Annotated in this window: 15 protein-coding genes; 10 read left to right on the plus strand and 5 right to left on the minus strand. The window is 73.1% G+C overall.

The window, feature by feature from the left end:
- Positions 1-6 precede the first annotated feature (6 nt).
- Complete coding sequence (locus tag BGO37_RS08955; RefSeq protein WP_291754111.1) at positions 7-1,164, plus strand: ABC transporter ATP-binding protein; 1,158 nt, start codon at positions 7-9, stop codon at positions 1,162-1,164.
- Positions 1,165-1,325: 161 nt separating this feature from the next.
- Entirely contained in the window at positions 1,326-2,063 is a 738-nt protein-coding gene (locus tag BGO37_RS08960) for a hypothetical protein (RefSeq protein WP_291754113.1), read from the plus strand.
- A gap of 81 nt (positions 2,064-2,144) precedes the next feature.
- On the opposite strand, the gene BGO37_RS08965 is transcribed toward BGO37_RS08960, so the two are convergent.
- On the minus strand, positions 2,145-3,221 hold the full coding sequence (locus BGO37_RS08965) for a GNAT family N-acetyltransferase (protein WP_291754114.1): 1,077 nt from the start codon (positions 3,219-3,221) through the stop codon (positions 2,145-2,147).
- Positions 3,222-3,403: 182 nt separating this feature from the next.
- Here BGO37_RS08965 and BGO37_RS08970 point away from each other — a divergent pair, with 182 nt between their 5' ends.
- From BGO37_RS08970 to BGO37_RS08980, 3 genes are all read left to right on the plus strand, one after another.
- Positions 3,404-4,708: an Nramp family divalent metal transporter gene (locus BGO37_RS08970; RefSeq protein ID WP_291754116.1), complete on the plus strand. Its 1,305-nt coding sequence runs from the start codon at positions 3,404-3,406 to the stop codon at positions 4,706-4,708.
- 218 nt (positions 4,709-4,926) lie between these two features.
- The gene (locus BGO37_RS08975) at positions 4,927-9,912 is read left to right on the plus strand and encodes a 2-oxoacid:acceptor oxidoreductase family protein (RefSeq protein ID WP_291754118.1); all 4,986 of its coding nucleotides are present in this window, start codon (positions 4,927-4,929) and stop codon (positions 9,910-9,912) included.
- Positions 9,912-12,740 (plus strand): sulfide/dihydroorotate dehydrogenase-like FAD/NAD-binding protein, encoded by a 2,829-nt coding sequence (locus BGO37_RS08980; RefSeq protein WP_291754120.1) that lies wholly within the window; start codon positions 9,912-9,914, stop codon positions 12,738-12,740. Before BGO37_RS08975 ends, BGO37_RS08980 begins: the two co-directional genes overlap by 1 nt.
- A gap of 191 nt (positions 12,741-12,931) precedes the next feature.
- Here BGO37_RS08980 and BGO37_RS08985 read toward each other — a convergent pair whose 3' ends face one another.
- The gene (locus BGO37_RS08985) at positions 12,932-13,264 is read right to left on the minus strand and encodes a NifB/NifX family molybdenum-iron cluster-binding protein (RefSeq protein ID WP_291754122.1); all 333 of its coding nucleotides are present in this window, start codon (positions 13,262-13,264) and stop codon (positions 12,932-12,934) included.
- Positions 13,265-13,333: 69 nt separating this feature from the next.
- Here BGO37_RS08985 and BGO37_RS08990 point away from each other — a divergent pair, with 69 nt between their 5' ends.
- The 3 genes from BGO37_RS08990 (at position 13,334) to BGO37_RS09000 (ending at position 15,088) form a co-directional block, all read left to right on the plus strand.
- A complete protein-coding gene (locus tag BGO37_RS08990; protein WP_291754124.1) occupies positions 13,334-13,957 on the plus strand; it encodes a hypothetical protein in 624 nt (207 codons plus the stop codon).
- A gap of 153 nt (positions 13,958-14,110) precedes the next feature.
- On the plus strand, positions 14,111-14,551 hold the full coding sequence (locus tag BGO37_RS08995; RefSeq protein ID WP_291754568.1) for an NUDIX domain-containing protein: 441 nt from the start codon (positions 14,111-14,113) through the stop codon (positions 14,549-14,551).
- 81 nt (positions 14,552-14,632) lie between these two features.
- Positions 14,633-15,088: a helix-turn-helix domain-containing protein gene (locus BGO37_RS09000; RefSeq protein WP_291754126.1), complete on the plus strand. Its 456-nt coding sequence runs from the start codon at positions 14,633-14,635 to the stop codon at positions 15,086-15,088.
- Positions 15,089-15,170: 82 nt separating this feature from the next.
- Here the strand turns inward: BGO37_RS09000 and BGO37_RS09005 are convergent, their stop codons facing one another.
- From BGO37_RS09005 to BGO37_RS09015, 3 genes are all read right to left on the minus strand, one after another.
- Positions 15,171-15,755 (minus strand): ATP-dependent Clp protease proteolytic subunit, encoded by a 585-nt coding sequence (locus tag BGO37_RS09005; protein WP_291754127.1) that lies wholly within the window; start codon positions 15,753-15,755, stop codon positions 15,171-15,173.
- Positions 15,752-16,360, minus strand: coding sequence for a ClpP family protease (locus BGO37_RS09010; RefSeq protein WP_291754129.1), 609 nt, complete (start codon positions 16,358-16,360; stop codon positions 15,752-15,754). Before BGO37_RS09010 ends, BGO37_RS09005 begins: the two co-directional genes overlap by 4 nt.
- 84 nt (positions 16,361-16,444) lie before the next feature.
- Positions 16,445-17,752 (minus strand): MFS transporter, encoded by a 1,308-nt coding sequence (locus tag BGO37_RS09015; protein WP_291754131.1) that lies wholly within the window; start codon positions 17,750-17,752, stop codon positions 16,445-16,447.
- Between the two features lie 116 nt (positions 17,753-17,868).
- Here BGO37_RS09015 and BGO37_RS09020 point away from each other — a divergent pair, with 116 nt between their 5' ends.
- Positions 17,869-19,380 (plus strand): alpha-N-arabinofuranosidase, encoded by a 1,512-nt coding sequence (locus BGO37_RS09020; RefSeq protein WP_291754134.1) that lies wholly within the window; start codon positions 17,869-17,871, stop codon positions 19,378-19,380.
- Entirely contained in the window at positions 19,377-20,387 is a 1,011-nt protein-coding gene (locus tag BGO37_RS09025; protein WP_291754137.1) for an alpha/beta hydrolase fold domain-containing protein, read from the plus strand. Before BGO37_RS09020 ends, BGO37_RS09025 begins: the two co-directional genes overlap by 4 nt.
- The last annotated feature ends 53 nt before the right edge of the window (positions 20,388-20,440 follow it).

Consider the following 20,440-nt stretch of genomic DNA (forward strand, 5'->3'; position numbering starts at 1 on the left):
GCAGAGATGGCGACCGTCGAGACGACGACCGAGAGGACGACGACCGAGAGGACGACGACCGTGCGGGCGGCAGCCCCGGACGGACGCGCGTCCGGGGGCACTGGGCTGGGCGTTCACGACGTCGTCGTGCGCTACAGCGTGCCGGGCCGACGCCGCTCCTCCGCAACCGCCGTCAATGGCGTGACCCTTGACGTCGCGCCGGGTGAGATCGTCGCGCTGCTGGGAGCCTCGGGCTCCGGCAAGTCGTCGCTGCTGCGCGCGATCGCAGGGCTCGAGCCGCTCGCGGCCGGCGACGTGACCTGGGGCGGCGTGTCGGTCGTCGGCGTTCCCGTTCACCGGCGTGGTTTCGGCCTCCTGTTCCAGGACGGGCAGCTCTTCCCGCACCGCGACGTCGCGGGCAACGTCGGCTACGGCTTGCGCGGCGCACGGACCTCCCGGGAGTCGGATGCGGAGCGCGTCGCGGAGCTCCTGGAGCTCGTCGGGCTGCCAGGCCAGCAGCACCGGGACCCGGCGACGTTGTCCGGCGGTGAACGGCAGCGGGTCGCGCTCGCGCGTGCGCTCGCCCCTCGGCCGCGGCTGCTGCTGCTGGACGAGCCGCTGTCCGCCCTCGACCGCGCGTTGCGGGAGCGGCTGGCGGAGGACCTCCGGGCCGCGCTGCTCGCGACCGGTACGACGGCTGTGCTCGTCACCCACGACCAGGACGAGGCGTTCGCGGTCGCCGACCGCATCGCCGTGATGTCGGAGGGTCGGTTGCTCCAGGTCGCCGCCCCCGGCGAGCTGTGGCGAGCGCCCGCCTCTCGCGAGGTCGCGGCATTCCTCGGCTACGAGGCCTTCATCCCGGCGTCCGCCCCCGCCGCCACGCGCTGGCGGACCGCGCTCCACCTCGCCGACGACGACCCTCGCACCCTCGCGCTGGCGGCGGGTGCGCTGGTCCTCCGTGGTCCGGACGCCACCACGGCGGCCGTGCCGGACGGGACGCGCCCGGTCGACGACCTGCCCGGCACGGTCGTCGCGATCGGTGCACGACGAGGCCGCACCGAGGTGACCGTCGACCTTCCGACCGTCGGGAGGCTCACCGCGTTCGCGCCCGCCGGCTGGTCCGCCGCGGCGGGCGCCAGGGTCCTCCTGCGCGCCGACCCGGATGGCGTCGCCCTTCTGCCGTAGGGATCACCACCCACAGGCAACCCCAAAAGGGCACTTCACCTGCGGGGATACCGAAGATCGGCGGTGATCCCGACGTGACGAACCCGACACACCGACCCGACCAGCCCTGATGCACGGAACCATCCGTCTCGCTAACGTGGACGGCATCGGAGGTGAGCGCGATGGTGCTCGCATCTCGTGAAGTGATCAGCATCGACGTGCCGGTCCCGTTCGACACGGCGTGGGTCCACCTGCGCCGCCCCGAGCTCATCCGGCGCTGGTACGGCTGGGACGAGCCCGACCTGGACGACGAGATCAACCGCGTCTTCCTCCACGAGGCCGCCGTGCGCCGGCCGGAGAGCGGCATCCCGATGGGCTGGTTGCGATGGCACAACCACGACCTCATCGAGGCGCGCGGCGGGTTCGGCTCGCGCCCCCACACGACGCTCGTCGTGCGCCGCCTCAACTACGACGTCCTCGCCTCCTACGACGGGGTGCGCGACCAGGCCGACGAGCGCTGGATCACCTGGATGCAGCAGTTCCACTACGCGGTCAGCTACCACCTCGGCGAGGAACGCCACGCCTTCGCGATGCAGGGCCTGGACTCCGAGCGGCCGGACCAGCTGCTCTACCGCGTCGGGCTCCACGGCGTCCGGGGCGTGCCCGTCGGGGGAGCTGTGGAGATCCACCGCCCGGACGGCACGCTGCTCGGCGGCACGCTCGAGTACTCGACGCCGCACCAGTTCGGCGTCGCCCTGCGGGGTGGTTCGCTCCTCGTCGTGCAGGTCGCGAGAGCGGCAAGCCACAAGCCGTACGGCGCGGTGAGCGCCTTCTGGTCCACCTACGGGCTGGACGACGAGGCCCTCGAGGCCGCCCGCGAGCGCTGGGCCCGCTGGTGGCGCACGCCTGTCCGCGCCTGAGTCGCGCGACGGGCCGGGGCGCGGCAAGCATCCCGGCCGACGAGCCCGCGCCCGACGGCCTGGGGCCGACGACGCCGACGGTCAGTCCAGGCGCAGCTGCCACTCGCCGGCGCCGCCCGAGGGGCGGAACCCCAGCGCGACGTTGATGCCGAGCATCCAGCGGTTCTCCTCGGCGTTCCACGTGTCGACGCGCTGGGTCCCCGGCAGCTCGTCGACCAGGCGCCGGAGGTTGGCCGCCTTGACGAGCATCCCCAGCCGCCGTCCCCGGTGCTCGGGCACGACGAGGGTGTCGCCCTGGTGGACCACCTCGTCCGTGTGCGACGGCACCCACAGCTGCGTGAAGGCGGCCAGGGTGCGCGTCGGCACGTGCTCGGCGGCCAGCACCAGGAGCCGGTAGCCGCCGGCACTGGCCCGCCGTTCCATGGTGCGGACCCGCTGCGCGTCCCACGCCTGCTCGCCCCAGTCCATGCCGCCGACGGGTGCGTCGGTCGACATGCGCGACAGCACGTACCCGTACTGGTCCACCCACTCGTCGGGGGCGTCGGTGCCCCACGGCACGAGCCGGTAGTCGTCCCCGGCCGCCGCCCGGGCGTCCGCGGCGAACCGGTCGACGATGCCGTCCGACAGCGGCAGCGGCAGCACCGAGCGGCGCTCCACCTGCTCGAGCGACCACCCACGCCGCGCCATGAAGCGCACGTCGTCGGAATCGGCCGGCACCCGCCCGGCGCCCGTCGAGGGCGCGATCGTCCGGGGACCGGCCGGCGGCTCCGCGCGCTGGTCCGTCGACGCCTGCGCCACCGTGCGCCCCTGCGTGCGCAGCCATGCCAGCGCCTCGTCGTGCAACGCCGACCCGATGCCGCGGCCTCGCTCCTCGGGCAGCACCAGCAGGTTCATCCACGCCGTCGACGTGTTGTCCCTCATCGGCAGCTCGAGGAACACGCCGCCGACCGTGCGCCCGTCCTCCACGGCGGCCAGGTACCCGTGCCGTGTCCAGGACTGGTCGCGCAGGGCGGCGAGCTCCACGTCGACCGGCTCGGCCATGTCGGCGTTGGCCCAGGTGTCGCGGACGACGGCGGTGCGGACGTCGACGAGCGCCGCGATCTCGTCGGCGTGCGACGGATCGGCCGGCACCTCGTGGATCGTCCACCGGTCGCTCACGTCACCACCATCGCCCCCGCCCCGCGGCGCCGGCCATGGAATTTCCGACGACCCCCGGTTCAGTTTCCTGACTCCCCGGTCGTGGATCACGACCCGGACTTCAGGAAAGTGAATCGCGGGCGGGTTGGCCGGTGCGGGCGGAGACGGGCATAGAGTTCGGATCTCCGAACTTCGGAGGTCACATGACCGCGACCGCCTCGGGCCCGCCATCGGTGACACCCGCGCGTGCGGGGGTGCCCCGCCCCGACCAGGGCCGGCACGACCAGCGTGGCCGGCGCGCGTTCCTGCGCCGCAGCCTGCCGCTGCTCGGCCCGGCCTTCGTCGCCGCCATCGCCTACGTCGACCCGGGCAACGTCGCCGCCAACCTCACCGCGGGCTCGCGGTACGGCTACCTCCTCCTCTGGGTGCTCGTCGCCGCCAGCGTGATGGCCGCCCTCATCCAGTACCGCTCGGCCGCGCTGGGCATCGTCTCCGGCCGCTCCCTGCCGGCGCTCGTCGGCGAACGCCTCGGTCGCCGTGGCCGGATCGCCTACTGGGCGCAGGCCGAGCTCGTCGCCGCCGCGACCGACCTGGCCGAGGTCGTCGGCGGGGCGCTGGCGCTGCAGCTGCTGCTCGGCCTCCCGCTCCCGGCGGGCGGGCTCGTCGTGGGCGTCGTCTCGCTGGCGCTGCTCGCCACCCAGAGCCGGTCCGGCCAGCGGCGGTTCGAGCTCGTCGTCATGGCGCTGCTGGCCGTCATCGTCATCGGCTTCCTCGCCGGCCTCGTCCTGCGCCCGCCCGACGCCGCCGGCGTCGCCGCCGGCCTGCTCCCGCGGTTCCGCGGCTCCGACTCCGTGCTGCTGGCCGCGAGCATGCTCGGCGCGACGGTGATGCCGCACGCCGTCTACGTCCACTCCGCCCTGGCGCGCGACCGGCACGGCCACGCCGAGGCCGGCCCGCAGCGCGACCTCCTCCTGCGGGCGACGAGGTGGGACGTGGGGGCGGCGCTCGCCGTGGCCGGAGCCGTGAACGTCGGCCTGCTGCTGCTCGCCGCCGCCGGCCTGTCGGGCGTGCCCGGCACCGACTCGATCCCGGGCGCGCACCACGCGATCGTCGCCACCCTGGGCACCGGGGTGGGCATCGCGTTCGCCGTGGGGCTGCTGGCCTCGGGCCTCGCGTCCACGTCGGTCGGCGCCTACGCGGGCGCCGTCGTCATGGGGGACCTGCTGCACCGGCGCGTGCCGCCCCTGGTGCGGCGCTCCGTGACGCTGGTGCCCGCGATCACGCTCCTGGCGCTGGGCGCCGACCCGACCCTGACGCTCGTCGTCAGCCAGGTGGTGCTGAGCTTCGGCCTCCCGTTCGCGCTCGTCCCGCTCGTCCGGCTGGCGCACGACGAGGCGGTGATGGGCGAGCGGCGCACCGGCCGGGCCCAGCACGCGGTGCTGTGGGCGGTGGTCGCGCTGGTCGTCGCGCTCAACCTCGCCCTGCTCAGCGTGCTGATCATCGGATGACCGTGGCCCGTCCGGCGCCCTGGCAGGGCCTTCAGTCCCAGATCATCCCCTGACACGAACTTACGCTGGCAATGTCCCTGCTGGGCCTGTGAGGACCGCAATGAAGCCCCTCGTCCGTCGTTCGTGCGACGGGGTGGACGTCGCCGTCGCCCCGCGTCGGCGTCGTCCAGGAGCCGGTCCTCGAGGCTCGGTCCACTCCTCGCACCCGGACGCGCACAGTGACTGCTGATCAGCCCAAGTACCCCGGCCTCCCGGACGTCATCAACGGGAACGGCGCCGTGGCTCACGTGATGAAGCACGTGTGCGGCGGAGTCATCGGATACCCCATCACCCCCTCGACCGAGATCGTCGAGACCTTCGAGGCCGCCCGCGCCGAGGGCCAGCTGAACGTCTGGGGCAAGCACGCGTTCTTCGTCGAGGCGGAGGGTGAGCACTCGGCGCAGAGCGGCGCGCTGGGCGCCGCGCTCACGGGCGGGAACTTCATCTCGAACGCCTCGTCGAGCCAGGGCATCCTCTACGCCCTCGAGTCGCACTACGTCACCGTGGGCAAGAAGATCGGCGGCTTCGTGCTGCAGGTCGCGGCCCGCGTGGTGTCCAAGCACTCGCTCAACGTCATGGCCGGGCACGACGACATCTACTCGCTGCTGCCGGCCGGCTACACCGTCCTGTTCGGGTCCAACCCGCAGGAGGCCTCCGACCTCGCGGCGATCGCGTACCGCACGTCGTCCCTGTCGCTGATCCCGGTCGCGAACACGTTCGACGGCTTCGCCACCAGCCACGTGATGAGCGAGGTGCTGCTGCCGGAGCCCGAGCTGCTCAAGGAGTACCTGGGCGACCCGGCCGGTCGCATCGCGTCCCCGACGGTGGCGCAGGAGATCCTCTTCGGCGCCAAGGGCCGCGTGTTCCAGCTCGGTCAGTACCTCGACCGTCACGCCGCGGACTTCGCGCCCGACGACCTCGCCGCGCTCCGCGCCCAGCTCGCCGCCAAGGCCGACGCGATCGAGGCCGACGACGAGGGTGCGCTCGTCGCCGAGACCACCACGTGGGTGCCCGAGGACCTGCGGGCGCAATGGCGCCGCGCGTGGGTGAACGCGTGGGCGAAGGGCACGCGCCAGCTGGTGCCGGCGCTCGTCGACCCGCACAACCCCGGCCTGACCGGCCCGGTGCAGAACCAGCCCGACTTCCAGGCCGGCGCGGTGGACCACCGCACGCACTTCGTCTCCGCGGTGCCTGGGCTGGCCCGCCAGGCGATGGCCGAGTACGCCGAGCTGACCGGCCGCGAGTACAAGCCCGTCATGGCGTACGGCTGCGAGGACGCCGACTACGTCATGGTCGGCCTCGGCTCGATCACCGACGACGTCCGCGCCGTGCTGCCCTACCTGCGCTCGCAGGGACTCAAGGTCGGCGTCGTCTCCGTCAAGATCCTGCAGCCGTTCCCCGAGGCCGAGCTCGTCGAGGCGCTGAAGACGGCCAAGGCCGTCACGGTCCTCGAGCGGTCCGACGACACCGCGCTGACCCGCCTGGTGACGCAGTCGCTGTTCCGGGCCCGCGCCAACGCGAGCAACCCCGGCGAGTTCCCGGGCATCCCGGCGCTGGCGACCAGCCCGCGCCTGACGACGGCGATCTACGGCCTCGGCGGTCACGACGTGCAGCCGCGCCACATGGTCGCCGCGTTCAAGAACATGGTGTCGCCGACCGGCGCCCCGCTCGTCTACATCGGCTCGCAGTTCTTCAGCGACGCCGCGTCGGGCGAGCTCGCCGCCGTCCAGGACCGTCTGCGCGCCGCGTACCCCGAGACCGAGCTCATGGCCCTGACCACCGAGGCCAACCCGCAGGTGCTGCCGGACGAGGCGCTGCGCATCCGGTTCCACTCGGTCGGCGGCTACGGCACCATCGCCACCGGCAAGCTGCTCACCGACATCCTCGCCGGCGTCCTGGGCATGTACTCGAAGTCGGCGCCGAAGTACGGCTCGGAGAAGTCCGGGGCGGCCACCAACTTCTACATCACGCTCTCGCCGGAGCCGGTGCTGCTCACCAACGCCGAGCTCGAGGACGTCGAGGTCGTCATCTCCCCGGACCACAAGGCGTTCATCCACACGAACCCGCTCAAGGGCCTGGCGGTCGGCGGCACGTTCATCATGCAGTCGGACCTCGAGCCGATCGACGTGTGGCGCAGCCTGCCGGCGCACGCGCGGCGCACCATCCGCGAGAAGCACATCACCTTCCTGGTGATGGACGCGTTCCGGGTGGCCAAGGTGCACGCACCGAAGCCCGAGCTCGAGACCCGCATGATGGGCATCGCGTTCATCGGTGCGGTCGTCGGCTACGTCGACCGGGTGTCCAAGGGCGCCTCGCGCGACGCGATCCTCGAGAAGGTGCGCCACGAGCTGACGAAGAAGTTCGGCCGCAAGGGCGACGCGATCGTCAACTCCAACATGGCGGTCATCACCGACGCCATCGCGGCGATCACCCCGATCGACTACGAGGCCGACGAGTTCGTCGCCGTCGACGCCGAGCCGGCCGCCGTCCGCACCCGGACCGTGGCGCTGTCCGCGTCGATGTGCCCGGTCGCGGCCGAGCCGCGCGCCACGGCGCTCTTCGACCCGGCCTACTACGAGGACCTCGCCGCCCGCCCGTTCCGTGAGGGCACCATCGGCGAGTCGCCGGTGCTCCCCGGCGCCGGCCTGTTCATGCCGGTCGGCACGGGCGTCAACAAGGACAAGGGCATCTTCCGGCGCAGCGTGCCGGTGTTCGACCCGACCGCCTGCACCGGCTGCCTCGAGTGCGGCATCGCCTGCCCCGACGCGGCGATCCCGAACACGCTCCACGAGATCCACGACCTCGTGCTGACGGCCATCGGCCAGGTGGACGCCCCCGAGCCGCAGCGCGAGGCGCTGCGTGCCGTGGCCTACACCTGGTCGGAGCGGATCCGGCAGGAGTTCCGGGCGGACGCCGACGCGACGTCGCTCGCGGCGGTCGCCGCCACGGCGGTCCCGGACACCGACGAGCGGGCGCTCGCCCGCTACGCCGACGCGGTCGTCGCGCAGCTCGCGGCCTTCCCGGTGGCGCGCACGCGTCCGTTCTTCGACGCGATGGAGAAGCAGACGCCGGGCACCGGCGCGCTGTTCTCGGCGGTCGTCGACCCGTGGAAGTGCACCGGCTGCCTCCAGTGCGTCGACGTCTGCGGCCCGCACGCGCTGACCGCCGCCGAGCAGGACGACAACCTCCTCGACATGCTCGAGCAGCGGTTCGAGACGATGGCCGCCCTGCCCAACACGCCGAAGCGGTTCGTCGCCGACGCCGTGACGCCCGAGGGCGACGTCAAGCGCATGGTCCTCGACCACGCGAACTACTACGCGATGACCGGTGGCCACGGCGCCTGCCGCGGCTGCGGCGAGGTCACCGCGGTCCGCCTGATGACGGCGATGTCCAAGGCGCTCGGCGAGGAGCGCAAGCGCTCGCACGTCGCCGAGCTGGAGCAGGCCATCGCGCAGCTGACGGCCAAGCTCGACACGGTCGAGGACGCGGCGCGCCGCAAGCACCTCGGCCAGCTCGTCGTCGAGCTCGACAAGGCGCTGTACCTCTACGAGGGCGGCCCCACCGGCACCGGCCCGGCGTCGACGGTCATCGCGAACTCGACCGGCTGCTCGTCGGTCTACGCCTCGACGATGCCGTTCCAGCCGTACCTCGACCCGTGGGTCAACAGCCTGTTCCAGGACGCGCAGCCGCTCGCGGTCGGCATCTACGAGGGCCTCGCCAGCCAGCTCGTCCCGGAGGTCCGGGCGCTGCGCGACGCGAAGCTCGAGCTGGCCGACGCCTACGACCCCGCCGTGCACGGCAAGGCCGGCGCGACGTTGACGTGGCACGAGTTCACGCCCGACGAGCTGGCGCTGCTGCCGAACATCCTGACGATCGGCGGCGACGGTGCGTCGTACGACATCGGCTTCGGCGCGATGTCCCGCGTGCTGACCAGCGGCACCCCGATCAAGGCCCTGGTGCTCGACACGGGCGGCTACTCCAACACCGGCGGGCAGGCGTCGACGGCCAGCCTCACCGGCCAGGACGCCGACCTGGCGCGCTACGGCAAGGCCCACGCGGGCAAGCGCGAGGTGCGCAAGGAGATGGGCGTCATCGCGGCGTTCCACCCGAACGTCTTCGTCGCGACGACCGCCACGGCGCTGCACGGGCACTTCCTCGGCGCGGCGATGAGCATGCTCGGGTACCGCGAGGGCGCGGCGCTCATGGAGATCTACGCCCCCTGCGGCACGGAGAACGGGATCCCCGAGGACCTGTCGAACCGCCGCTCGCGGCTCGCGGTCGAGAGCCGGGTCAGCCCGCTGTTCGTGCACGACCCGCGCCAGGGCTCGACGCTGCCGGAGCGGTTCAACCTCGACGGCAACCCCGACGTCGACAAGCTGTGGACCAGCTCGACGCTGGAGTACGTCGACGAGAGCGGCAACCTGCAGCTCATGCAGACCCCGCTGACGCCGGCCGAGTTCGCGCTCGGCGAGGTCCGCTTCGCCAAGCAGTTCAAGAAGCTGAAGGGCGCCGACGAGGCCACGCTCGTCCCGATCGCCGAGTTCGTCGAGCTGTCGGACGAGGCCCGGGTCGGCAAGGTCCCCTTCGTCTACGCGACGGACGACGACAAGCACCTCATCAAGGTCGCCTGCCAGCCGGCCATCGTCACGCTCGTCGAGGACCGCAAGCACCACTGGCAGACGCTGCAGTACCTCGCCGGCTTCGGCGAGGCGCGCCTGACGGCGGAGCACAAGGCCGAGCTGGCCGACATGACCGCCAGGTACGCGGCGGCGTCCACCGCGCGTGAGGCGTCGCTCGACGAGATCGCCGCGGCGATGGCCGAGCTGGCCGCGTCGTCGGCGGCCCCGGCGAGCATGCCGGCGTTCTCGTTCGGCGGCGGCGCCCCGGCGGCCTCGGCCGCCCCGGCCCCGGCCGCGGCGGCGACGGCGGTGGCGGACAGGCCGATCTGGCTCGACCCGGCCGACGAGGCCAAGTGCAACGACTGCGGCACCTGCTACCAGGAGCTGCCGGCGCTGTTCGAGAAGGCGACCATCGTCGTCGACGGGCAGGCACGGGTCGTCGGCCGCATGAAGGCGGGTGCGCTGGACGGCTTCGAGGTCACCCCGGAGATCGCCAAGCGGATCGCCCGGGTCAAGTCCACCTGCGACGCGGAGATCATCCACTGATGAGCACCGACACGCCTGCACGCCCGGCCGGCCAGGACGACGTCCTGCGCTGGGTCGGGGCACGCACCGCCCTCGACGCCACGCGCGAGGAGGTGGAGACGCTCAACGCCACGAAGGGCGTCTCCACCTTCCGGAACCAGCTCGACCTGCTCGAGCGCCGCCTCGTCGCCGACCCGCGCACGTTCCGTGACATGTTCATCGCGGACGGCATGGCGGCGGTCGCGTGGGAGTTCCGCCAGAGCGAGCTGTCGCACGACTTCGTCGTGCGCCTGTGGGACATGCTCCTGCGGGACGACGACGTGTCGACGGTGCTCATGCGGTTCATCTGGGACCTGCCGCTCGGCAAGAAGCGCCTGTTCATCAAGGCGATCGACACCCACCTGTCCGACCGCTACCCGATGTTCGAGGGCCTGTCGAACGACTGGCCGGCGGGGAGCACCATCCCGCCGTACATCCGTGAGGCCGACGACCGGGCCGAGGACTTCGGCCTGGTGAACAAGGGCTACCTCGGGTACATGGACCTCGGGTTCACCCGGCGGGACATCGACCTGCTCGTCTGGCTCGAGGCGATCCGCGACAAGCAGTGCGCCGACGCGCCCTGCGAGCTCGGCGTGTTCCTCGAGGCCCACAAGCCGCCGAAGTACGGCTGCCCGGTGAAGATCCACATCCCCGTGATGATGGAGCTCATCGGGACCGGGCGGTTCCAGGAGGCGCTCGAGCTGCTCCAGTCGTGCAACCCGCTGCCGGACGTCACCGGACGCGTCTGCCCGCAGGAGCTGCAGTGCCAGGCCGCGTGCCTGCACAAGACCTCGATGTCGATCGGCCAGCTCGAGTGGTTCCTGCCCGAGCGCGACAAGCTCGTCAACCCGGACGGCGACACCGCGCGGTTCGCCTCGTACCCGAACCCGTGGACCATGGCGGCCAAGCCGCCGGTGGCGATCGTCGGCTCGGGCCCGTCCGGCCTCATCAACGCCTACCTCCTGGCGGCCGAGGGCTTCCCGGTCACCGTGTTCGAGGCGTTCCACGAGCTCGGCGGCGTGCTGCGCTACGGCATCCCCGAGTTCCGTCTGCCGAACGAGTTGATCGACGACGTGGTGCGGAAGATCCGCCTGCTCGGCGGCCGCTTCGTGACCAACTTCGTCGTCGGCAAGACGGCGTCGCTGCAGGACCTGCGTGACGCGGGCTTCTGGAAGATCTTCGTCGGCACCGGCGCGGGCCTCCCGATGTTCATGAACATCCCGGGCGAGCACCTGCTCAACGTCATGTCGGCGAACGAGTTCCTCACGCGCGTCAACCTCATGCACGCCAACTGGGAGGACCAGGAGACGCCGCTGCCCTTCGTGGCCGGCAAGAACGTCCTGGTCATCGGTGGCGGCAACACCGCGATGGACGCGGCGCGCACGTCGCGCCGGCTCGGCGGCAACGTGACGATCGTCTACCGGCGCACCCGCGCCGAGATGCCCGCCCGTGTCGAGGAGCTGGAGCACGCGCTCGAGGAGGGCATCCACCTGCTGCCGCTGCGGTCGCCGTCGGAGTTCCTCGGCGACACCAACACCGGCTTCGTCAAGGCGGCGACGCTCGACGTCATGGAGCTCGGCGAGCCGGACGCGTCCGGCCGTCGTCGTCCCTCCTCGACGGGTCGCACCGAGCAGGTCGAGGCCGACCTGGTGATCATGGCGCTCGGCAACTCGTCGAACCCGATCATCAAGGACTCCGAGCCGCGGCTGGAGACCTCGAAGTGGGGGACGCTCAACCTGGCGGAGTCCGGGTCGCAGCAGACCACGCTGGAGGGCATCTACTCCGGCGGCGACGCGACCCGCGGCGGGTCCACCGCGATCAACGCGGCCGGAGACGGCCAGGCGGCGGCGCGCGAGATCCTCGGCGACATCGACGTGCCGACGGCGGACGTCAAGCGGATGGTCAAGTCGGCGAAGAAGTACACCGACATGGCCGCCTCCGACTGCGTCATCCTCACCAAGCGGAACCTCTCGCCGGGCATCGAGGAGCTCGTCGTCCGGGCGCCGGTCATCGCCAGGTCCGCCCAGGCGGGCCAGTTCGTCCGCGTGTTCCCGCGCGTGGGCGGCGAGCTCATCCCGCTGACCCTGGCGGACTGGGACGCCGAGGCGGGCACCATCTGCCTCGTCGTGCAGGCCATGGGTGTCAGCTCGATCGAGATCAACGCGATGAAGCCGGGCGACGTGCTCGCGGGCATCGCCGGCCCGCTGGGCCGGCCGTCCGAGCTGCACCGCTACGCGGACGACCAGACCGTGGTGTTCACCGCGGGCGGCCTCGGCCTGCCCCCGGTGCACCCGATCATGCGCGAGCACCTGCGGCTCGGGAACCACGTCACGCTCATCGCGGGCTTCCGGTCCAAGGAGCTCATGTTCTGGACGGGCGAGGACGAGCGCGTCCCGGCCCTGCAGGCGGAGTTCGGCGACCAGCTCGAGGTGGTCTACGCGACGAACGACGGCTCCTACGGCGTCGAGGGCTTCGTCACCAAGCCGCTGCAGGACATGCTCGAGGCCGGGCGCGAGATCGCCGAGGTCATCACCATCGGCCCGCCGATGATGATGCGCGGCGTCTCCGACCTCACCAAGCTCTACGGCGTGCACACCGTCGCCTCGCTGAACTCGATCATGGTCGACGCGACCGGCATGTGCGGCGCGTGCATGGTGCCCGTCGTGATCGAGGACAAGCTGGTCCGCAAGCACGCGTGCATCGACGGGCCGGAGATCGACTCGCACACCATCGACTGGGACAAGTTCCTGCCGAGGTTCGGCCTGTTCAAGGCCCAGGAGCAGGCCGCTCGGGCGCGGCACGGGCTGTAGCGCGCCGCACCCCTCGTCGGCGCCGGCCGGGACTCGTCCCGTCGGCGCCGGCGTGCGTCACCCCCATGACTGCATTTTCCTGAGCTTCCCGTCGTGATTCGCGACCCAGAGTTCAGCAAAGTCGGGGCGCCCGCGCCGCGCTGCGTGCGCCGCGGAGCGGACGCGCGACGGGCGGTCGGCGTCGTGCCCGGCTACGCCTGCGCCGCGGCCACCGCAACGGTGCGCGGGTCGCCGGTGGCGTCCGTGACCGCGCGGATACCCATCGTCGCGAGCATGCGCGCCATCGGTGGGCCCATGTGCCCGGTGGCGACCACCTGCACGCCGTTCTCCCTGAGGAACCGGACGACGCGCGCGTGGTGCGAGCCCTCGGTGCCCTCGTCGTGCGCCAGGTCCCACCGCACGTCGTGCTCAGCCCAGTCGGTGATCGTCCCGTCGTCGACGGTCGCGAGCGCGATGCGCTGCGCCTTGCCCCACCCCCCGCCGACCTGCGGACCGACCAGGGACAGCGCGACGACGGTGCTCATGTGTCCCATGATGCCCGCACCGGCGGGGGACCCTGACCAGGCCGGGTCCGGGCCGCTAGCGTGCCGGGCATGGTGTGGTGGCAGATCGTCGGCTGGGGCGGGTCCGCGCTCGTCGTCCTCTCGCTCATGCAGGCGCGCGTGCTCCGGTTCCGGTGGCTCAACCTCGTCGGCTCGGTGCTCGCGACGGCGTACAACGCCGTGTTCGGCATCTGGCCCTTCGTCGCCATGAACGGCGTCATCGCCGTCATCAACGTCTACTGGCTGCGGCGGCTCGTGAGCGAGCGGCACGACGAGGCCGTCTACGCCGTCGTCGAGCTCGCGCCCGACGACGCCTACCTCGCCCACGTCATGTCCGTGCACGCCACGGACATCGCGCGGTTCGGATCGGCGGCGCCGTCCTCGGATGCCGGTGGCGGTCGCTTGGCGTTCCTCGTGGTGCGGGGCGACGAGACCGTGGGAGTCGTCCTCGTCTCCGACCTCGGCGACGGCGTGGGGCACGTCGACCTCGACTGGGTGACGCCCCGGTTCCGCGACTTCACGCCGGGCGAGTTCGTGTACCGCCAGAGCGGGGTGTTCGCGGCGCGGGGCTTCCGCCGGCTCGTCGCCGCCGGCGGTCCCGAGCAGTCCGACTACCTCACCCGCGTCGGCTTCGCGGCCACTCCCGAGGGCTGGGTGCGGGAGGTCGCGGCCTGACCGGGCGGCGCGTCGGCGGCGCGGCGTAGCGTCGGCGAGGTGGCACGGGTGAGCGCGGGGTTGGTGCTGTACCGCCGCGTGCCCGACGAGCCCGCGCCGCTCCCCGGGGCGACGCCGGCGGCGCGCGACGAGGAAGCGGCGGCCGACGAGGGTATGGCCCGCGCCGCGCCACGCATCGAGGTGCTCTGCGCGCACATGGGGGGCCCCCTGTGGGCACGGAAGGACGAGCACGCGTGGTCCTTCCCCAAGGGTGAGCTCGACGACGGCGAGGAGCCGTTCGCCGCCGCCCGTCGGGAGTTCGCCGAGGAGCTCGGCATCGCCGCGCCCACCGGCGCCTACCGGCGGCTGGGGGAGTACCGGTACTCGTCGGGCAAGGTCGTCGTGCTCTTCGCCGTGGAGGCGGACGTGCCGCTCGAGGCGATCCGCCCTGGCACGTTCGAGATGGAGTGGCCGCCGCGCTCGGGCCGACGCCAGGAGTTCCCCGAGGTCGACCGGGTCGCGTGGTTCGACGTGCCGGTGGCCCGCACCAGGCTCGTCGCCGGTCAGGCGCCGGCGCTCGACGCCCTGCGACAGCTGCTCGCGGAGGCGCCGTGACCGCTCGCGCGGCGGAACGCACCGCTCTGCCCTGAGCGGAACGCCGGTCCGGTCGCGACGGTCCGCGGTTACGGTCGCCCCATGGCGGAGGTGGTCAGGCTCGAGAGCCGGCGGCGGGGCGCCTGGCGCAGGGCCGTCGGCGGCGTGCTGCGCGAGTGGCGCACCGACCAGGGCCTGCGCCTGTCCGACGTCGCCGAACGCGCGGGAGTCTCCACGCAGTACCTCTCGGAGGTCGAGCGCGGCCGCAAGGAGGCGTCGTCGGAGGTGCTCGGCGCGGTGACCGACGCGCTGGGTTCCTCGCTCACGGAGCTGGCGCTCGGGGTGGCTGACGGGCTCCGCAGCGAGCTCTCGTCGCTCGACCGGCGGCGGGAGCGGCCGCACAGCCGCGAGCTGCCCGCGCTCGACGGGCTCCGCGAGGCGTCGCGCCTCGTCGAGCTCCGATCGCTCGGCGGGCCGCGCGGGGAGGGCGCTTCGGCCGAGGCCTCGGTGCCCGCCCGGAGCGGCGCACGCGGGTCCGTGACGCTGCTCGCCGCCTGAGCCTGACCAGCGCGCCCAGCGCCCGTGACCCTGGTCGCCGCCTGAGCGGCGGTCGGTGAGCACCCCGGGCAGGCGTCGCGGCTCAGCGGCGGGCGGTGATCACCTCGTCCGCCAGCCCGTAGGCCACGGCCTGGTCCGCCGTGAGCACCAGGGCCCGGTCCGTGTCGCGCCGCAGCGTCTCGACGTCCTTGCCGGTGTGCCGCGCCAGGATCTCCTCGAGCTCGGCACGGACGCGGACGATCTCGTCGGCCGCCAGGATGAGGTCCGGCACGTCACCATGGCTCTGCGTCCCCGGCTGGTGCAGCACCATGCGCGCGTGCGAGAGCACGGCCCGGTGCCCGGCCGCCCCGCCGGCGACGAGCACCGCGGCGTCGGCGGAGGCCTGCCCGACGCACGTGGTGAACACGGGGGACCGGACGTACTGCATGGCGTCGTAGATCGCGAGCATCGCCGACGGCGACCCGCCCGGGGAGTTGACGTAGAGGTCGATCGGGTTGCCGGGCTCGGCCGACTCCAGGTGCAGCAGCTGCGCGACGACGACGTTGGCGACCTCGTCGTCGATCGGCGACCCGAGGTAGACGATGCGGTCGGCGAGCAGCCGGCTGTAGACGTCCAGCGCGCGCTCGCCGCCGGCCGAGGTCCGCTCGACGACGTAGGGGACGATCATCGGGTCACCCCGAAGCCGACGCGGGAGCCGACGCCCGGCAGCAGCACGGACACGTCGTCGACCAGGCGGTCGACGAACCCGTACTCGAGGGCCTCGGTGGCCGTGAACCACCGGTCGCGCCGGGAGTCCTCCCGGATCCGTTCGATGGGCTGCCCGGTGTCTTGCGCGACGAGGGCCAGGATCGTGTCGCGGGTGTAGCGCAGGTCGTCGGCCTGGATCTCGATGTCCACCGCGGTGCCGCCGATGCCCGAGGACCCCTGGTGCAGCAGCACGCGCGCGTGCGGCAGGGCGAACCGCTTCCCGGGGGTGCCCGACGAGAGCAGGAACTGCCCCGCGCTCGCGGCCCACCCGACGGCCACGGTGGCGACGTCGCAGGGGAGCAGGCGCATGACGTCACGGATCGCCAGCATCGCGGGCACCGACCCACCGGGTGAGCTGATGAGCAGCGTGATGTCGCGGTCGGGGTCCTCGGCGGCGAGGAGGAGCAGCGCGGAGCACAGGCGGTTGCCCAGCGCCTCGTCGAGCGCCGTCCCCATGACGAGGATGCGGTGCTGCAGCAGGCGGGTGGTCAGCTCGTCGTCCACCCGGGGTGTCGTCTCGGTCATGCGGCCACCGTGACACGCGGGTGCCCTGACGCGGGGGCCGTGCTGCCGTGGGCGGATCTGCCCGTGGCAGAGCCCCGGGCGGCGTCAGCCCGCGGGTCGCTCGGCGGTCAGCTCGTCGGGCTCGTCGTGCGGTCGGCCGGCCTCGGGCCCAGGCTCGTCGGGCCGCGCGTCGGTGTGCGCGACGTGCCGCAGCTGCCGCCAGATGAGCACGACGAACACGGCCGAGCCCCCGAACGCGAACCAGAACGGCGCGGTGACCCCGAAGCGCTGGGCGAGCGCGCCGCCGATGCCGGAGCCGACGACGAGCCCACCGAACACCCCGACGAGGTTGACCGAGTTCGCGCGCCCCTGCAGGGCGGTCGGCACCGCGCGCTGCCGCACGGTGATCGACGTGGTGCCCCAGACGAAGGCGTGGGCGCCGAAGACGAAGAAGATGGCCATCGCCAGCCAGGCCCGCGTGGTCAGCGCGAGGGCCAGGTGCGTGCAGGTCTCGATGACGAGCCCGATGCGCATGAGGTTCGCCAGCGTGATCCGCCTGGTCAGCCAGCCGTAGGCGAGCACGCCGACGAGGCCGCCGAGCGCCTGCATGGTGGTGATGAGGCCGAAGCCGACGGCGCCGAGCCCGAGGCGCTGGCGCGCGTACAGCACGAGCACCGACCAGGCGGCGCCGTACGTGACGTTGAAGATGAGGATCGTCAGCACGAGCGTGCGCACCGCCGCGTGGCGCCACACCCAGCGGACGCCCTCGACGACGTCCTCGCGCACCCGCCGCCGCTCGTCGGGCCTGGTGCCGTGCTCGGGCAGCCGCACGCGCGAGACGAGGACGGCGCCGGCGGCGATGAGCACGGCGTCGACGGCCACCGGCGAGAACTGCGCGAGCGCGAACAGCGCGGCGCCGATCGGCGGCCCGACGAGCTGGTTCATCCCGATGAACCCGGCCTGTGCGCGGGCGTTGGCGACGGCGAGGTCCGTGCGCGGGACGAGCATCGGGACGAGGGTGCCGGTGGTGTTGTCGGCGAACGTCTCGGCCGTGGCCAGGAGGAACAGCGCGGCGAGCACCAGGGCGATCGGCGCGGCGTCGAGCGCGACGGCCGTGGCGAGGGCGAGCAGGACGACGACGCGGACGACGTCGACCGCGATGACGAGCCGGCGGCGGTCCAGCCGGTCGGTGAGCACTCCCGCCCACAGGCCGAACAGCAGCGGCGGCAGCCACTCGACCATCGCGGCGAGCGCGACGAGGAAGGCGTCGTGCGTGCGGGAGGCGACCAGGAGCGGCCCGGCGGCGAGCAGCAGGCCGTCGCCGAGGTTCATCGACCAGATGGCGCCGACGAGCCACCGGAAGCTGGTGCCGAGCCGCCGCGGCACCACGACCTCGACGACCCTTCGCAGCATCGCTGCACCCTAGCCGCAGGACAGGGCCGGCCTGAGGGCGCGCGACGGATAGGTTTGCCCTCGCCGGCGCACAACGCGGCCGGCCTCCCGCCTGCTCCCACGAACGGCCTCATCAGATGCGTACCTCGGTCCTCACCGTCGACCCCGCCTTCACGATCGGCCCGGTGCGGCCGCGGACCTTCGGCTCGTTCGTCGAGCACCTCGGGCGTTGCGTCTACACCGGGATCCACGACCCCGCGCACCCCACGGCGGACGCGGACGGGTTCCGGGGCGACGTCGTCGAGCTGGCCCGCGAGCTGGGCGTCACCACGGTCCGGTACCCGGGCGGCAACTTCGTCTCCGGCTACCGGTGGGAGGACGGCGTCGGCCCGCGCGAGCAGCGGCCGGCGCGCCTGGACCTCGCGTGGCACTCGACCGAGCCGAACTGGGTGGGCGTCGACGAGTACGTGCGGTGGTGCCGCGTCGTGGGGGTCGAGCCGATGATGGCGGTCAACCTCGGCACGCGCGGCGTGCAGGAGGCGCTGGACCTGCTGGAGTACTGCAACGTCGCGGGCGGCACGCGGCTGTCCGAGCTGCGCCGGGCGAACGGCGCCGACGAGCCGCACCGCATCCGGCTGTGGTGCCTCGGCAACGAGATGGACGGGCCGTGGCAGACCGGCCACAAGACCGCGCACGAGTACGGCCGCCTGGCGGCGGAGACCGCCCGGGCGATGCGGATGATCGACCCCGGCGTCGAGCTCGTCGCGTGCGGCTCGTCGGGCCGCGGCATGGCGACGTTCGGCACGTGGGAGCACACGGTGCTCACCGAGGCGTACGACCAGGTGGACCTCATCTCGGCGCACGCCTACTACCACGAGGAGGACGGGGACCTCGGCTCGTTCCTCGCCTCGGCGGTGGACATGGACCGGTTCATCGACGACGTGGTGGCGACGGCGGACGCGGTGCGCGCGGCCGGCAACCACACCAAGCGCATCAACATCTCGTTCGACGAGTGGAACGTCTGGTACATCGACCGGGCCGAGTCGCAGCCGCCGTCGGGCGACGACTGGCCGGTGGCGCCGGTGCTGCTGGAGGACCGCTACACGGTCGCCGACGCGGTGGTCGTCGGCGGCCTGCTCATCAGCCTGCTCCGGCACACCGACCGCGTGCACGCGGCGTCGCTGGCGCAGCTGGTCAACGTCATCGCGCCGATCATGACCGAGCCCGGCGGCCGTTCGTGGAAGCAGACGACCTTCCACCCGTTCGCGCTCACCGCGCGGCACGCGGCCGGCCAGGTGCTTCGCGCCGCGGTGGACGGTCCCACCCTGGCGACCGCCAGGTACGGCGAGGTCGCCGCGCTGGACGCCGTCGTCACCTACGACGCGGCGACGGGCGAGGTGGTGCTCTTCGCGGTCAACCGCTCGACGAGCGAGCCGCTGGCGCTCGACCTGGACCTGCGCGGCTTCGGCGACCTGGTGGTCGCGGAGGCGCTGACGCTGTCGAACCCCGACCACACGTGGGCGGCGACGGCCGACGACTCGACGTCGGTGCTGCCGCGGGCCAACGACACCGCCGCGGTGCGCGACGGCCGGGCGCACGCCGAGCTGCCGCCCGTCTCGTGGTCGATGGTGCGGCTGGCGCGCGCGTGAGCGTGGTGCCCGGGGCCCACCGTCTGGTCCCGGAGCTCGAGGCGCGTCGCCACCTGCTGGCCGGGTACGCCTCGTTCGCCGAGCTGCCCGACGAGGTGAACGCACGGTGGAAGGCGCCGTTCGGGCCGCCCGAGGCCTGGGACCTGACGGTGGTGGCGACGACGGTCGCCGGGCCGCACGGCCCGGTGCCGGTGCGCGTCTACGCGCCGCCCACCCCCGCCCCTCCGGGCGGCCGGCCCTGCCTCGTCTGGATGCACGGCGGCGCCTTCGCCTGGGGCGACCTCGACATGCCCGAGGCGCACGAGGTGGCGCGCGGGGTCGCCGGGCGCGCGGGCGCCGTCGTCGTCTCCGTCGACTACCGGCTGTGCCCGGTGCCGCGCGAGCTGGGTGGCTCGGGTGACGACAGGCTCGACGAGCACGGCCGGCCCGTGTGCTTCCCGGTGCCGCAGGACGACTGCGCGGCGGTGCTGGACACGGTGCGTGCCGACCCGGCGCGGTTCGGCGTGGATCCGGCGCGCGTGGCGATGGGCGGGGCGAGCGCGGGCGCCGCGCTCGCGGCGGGTGTGACGGTGCGCGCCTGCGAGCAGGGTCGCCCGCCGTGGCAGTGCTTGCTCGTCTACCCGCTGCTGCACCCGGGCGTGCCGGAGCCGGACGCCGAGCTCGCACAGGCGCTCGCCGCGGCCCCGGCCGCGCTGACGTTCCCGCCCGCGATGTCGGAGGCGATCGACCGGGCGATGCTCGGCGGCGGCCGCGAGACGGCGACGCCGTACGCCTACGCCGGGCTCAGCGAGGATCTGTCAACCTTCCCGCCCACGTACGTGGAGAACAACGAGCTCGACGCGTTCCGGGCGAGCGGTCACCGGTTCGCCGGGCAGCTGCGGGCCGCCGGCGTCGACGTCGTCGAGGTGACTCGGCCGGGGGTGCCGCACGGGCACCTCGACCTCGTCGGCTTCGCCCCGGCCGCAGCGACGCTGGACGCGCTCGCCGGGCGGCTGGCGGCGCACTGATCGAAACGGAGCGCAGCGCCGCCGTGCCCGGCGCGGGGCGACACTGGTCGGCG

Source organism: Cellulomonas sp. 73-92 (assembly GCF_001898175.1).
Lineage (GTDB): Bacteria > Actinomycetota > Actinomycetes > Actinomycetales > Cellulomonadaceae > Cellulomonas.

Coding starts and splice junctions, on each gene's coding strand:
- BGO37_RS08955 (WP_291754111.1), top strand. CDS start 7: ATGGCGACCGTCGAGACGACGACCGAGAGGACGACGACCGAGAGGACG.
- BGO37_RS08960 (WP_291754113.1), top strand. CDS start 1,326: ATGGTGCTCGCATCTCGTGAAGTGATCAGCATCGACGTGCCGGTCCCG.
- BGO37_RS08970 (WP_291754116.1), top strand. CDS start 3,404: ATGACCGCGACCGCCTCGGGCCCGCCATCGGTGACACCCGCGCGTGCG.
- BGO37_RS08980 (WP_291754120.1), top strand. CDS start 9,912: ATGAGCACCGACACGCCTGCACGCCCGGCCGGCCAGGACGACGTCCTG.
- BGO37_RS08985 (WP_291754122.1), bottom strand. CDS start 13,264: ATGAGCACCGTCGTCGCGCTGTCCCTGGTCGGTCCGCAGGTCGGCGGG.
- BGO37_RS08990 (WP_291754124.1), top strand. CDS start 13,334: ATGGTGTGGTGGCAGATCGTCGGCTGGGGCGGGTCCGCGCTCGTCGTC.
- BGO37_RS08995 (WP_291754568.1), top strand. CDS start 14,111: ATGGCCCGCGCCGCGCCACGCATCGAGGTGCTCTGCGCGCACATGGGG.
- BGO37_RS09000 (WP_291754126.1), top strand. CDS start 14,633: ATGGCGGAGGTGGTCAGGCTCGAGAGCCGGCGGCGGGGCGCCTGGCGC.
- BGO37_RS09005 (WP_291754127.1), bottom strand. CDS start 15,755: ATGATCGTCCCCTACGTCGTCGAGCGGACCTCGGCCGGCGGCGAGCGC.
- BGO37_RS09010 (WP_291754129.1), bottom strand. CDS start 16,360: ATGACCGAGACGACACCCCGGGTGGACGACGAGCTGACCACCCGCCTG.
- BGO37_RS09015 (WP_291754131.1), bottom strand. CDS start 17,752: ATGCTGCGAAGGGTCGTCGAGGTCGTGGTGCCGCGGCGGCTCGGCACC.
- BGO37_RS09020 (WP_291754134.1), top strand. CDS start 17,869: ATGCGTACCTCGGTCCTCACCGTCGACCCCGCCTTCACGATCGGCCCG.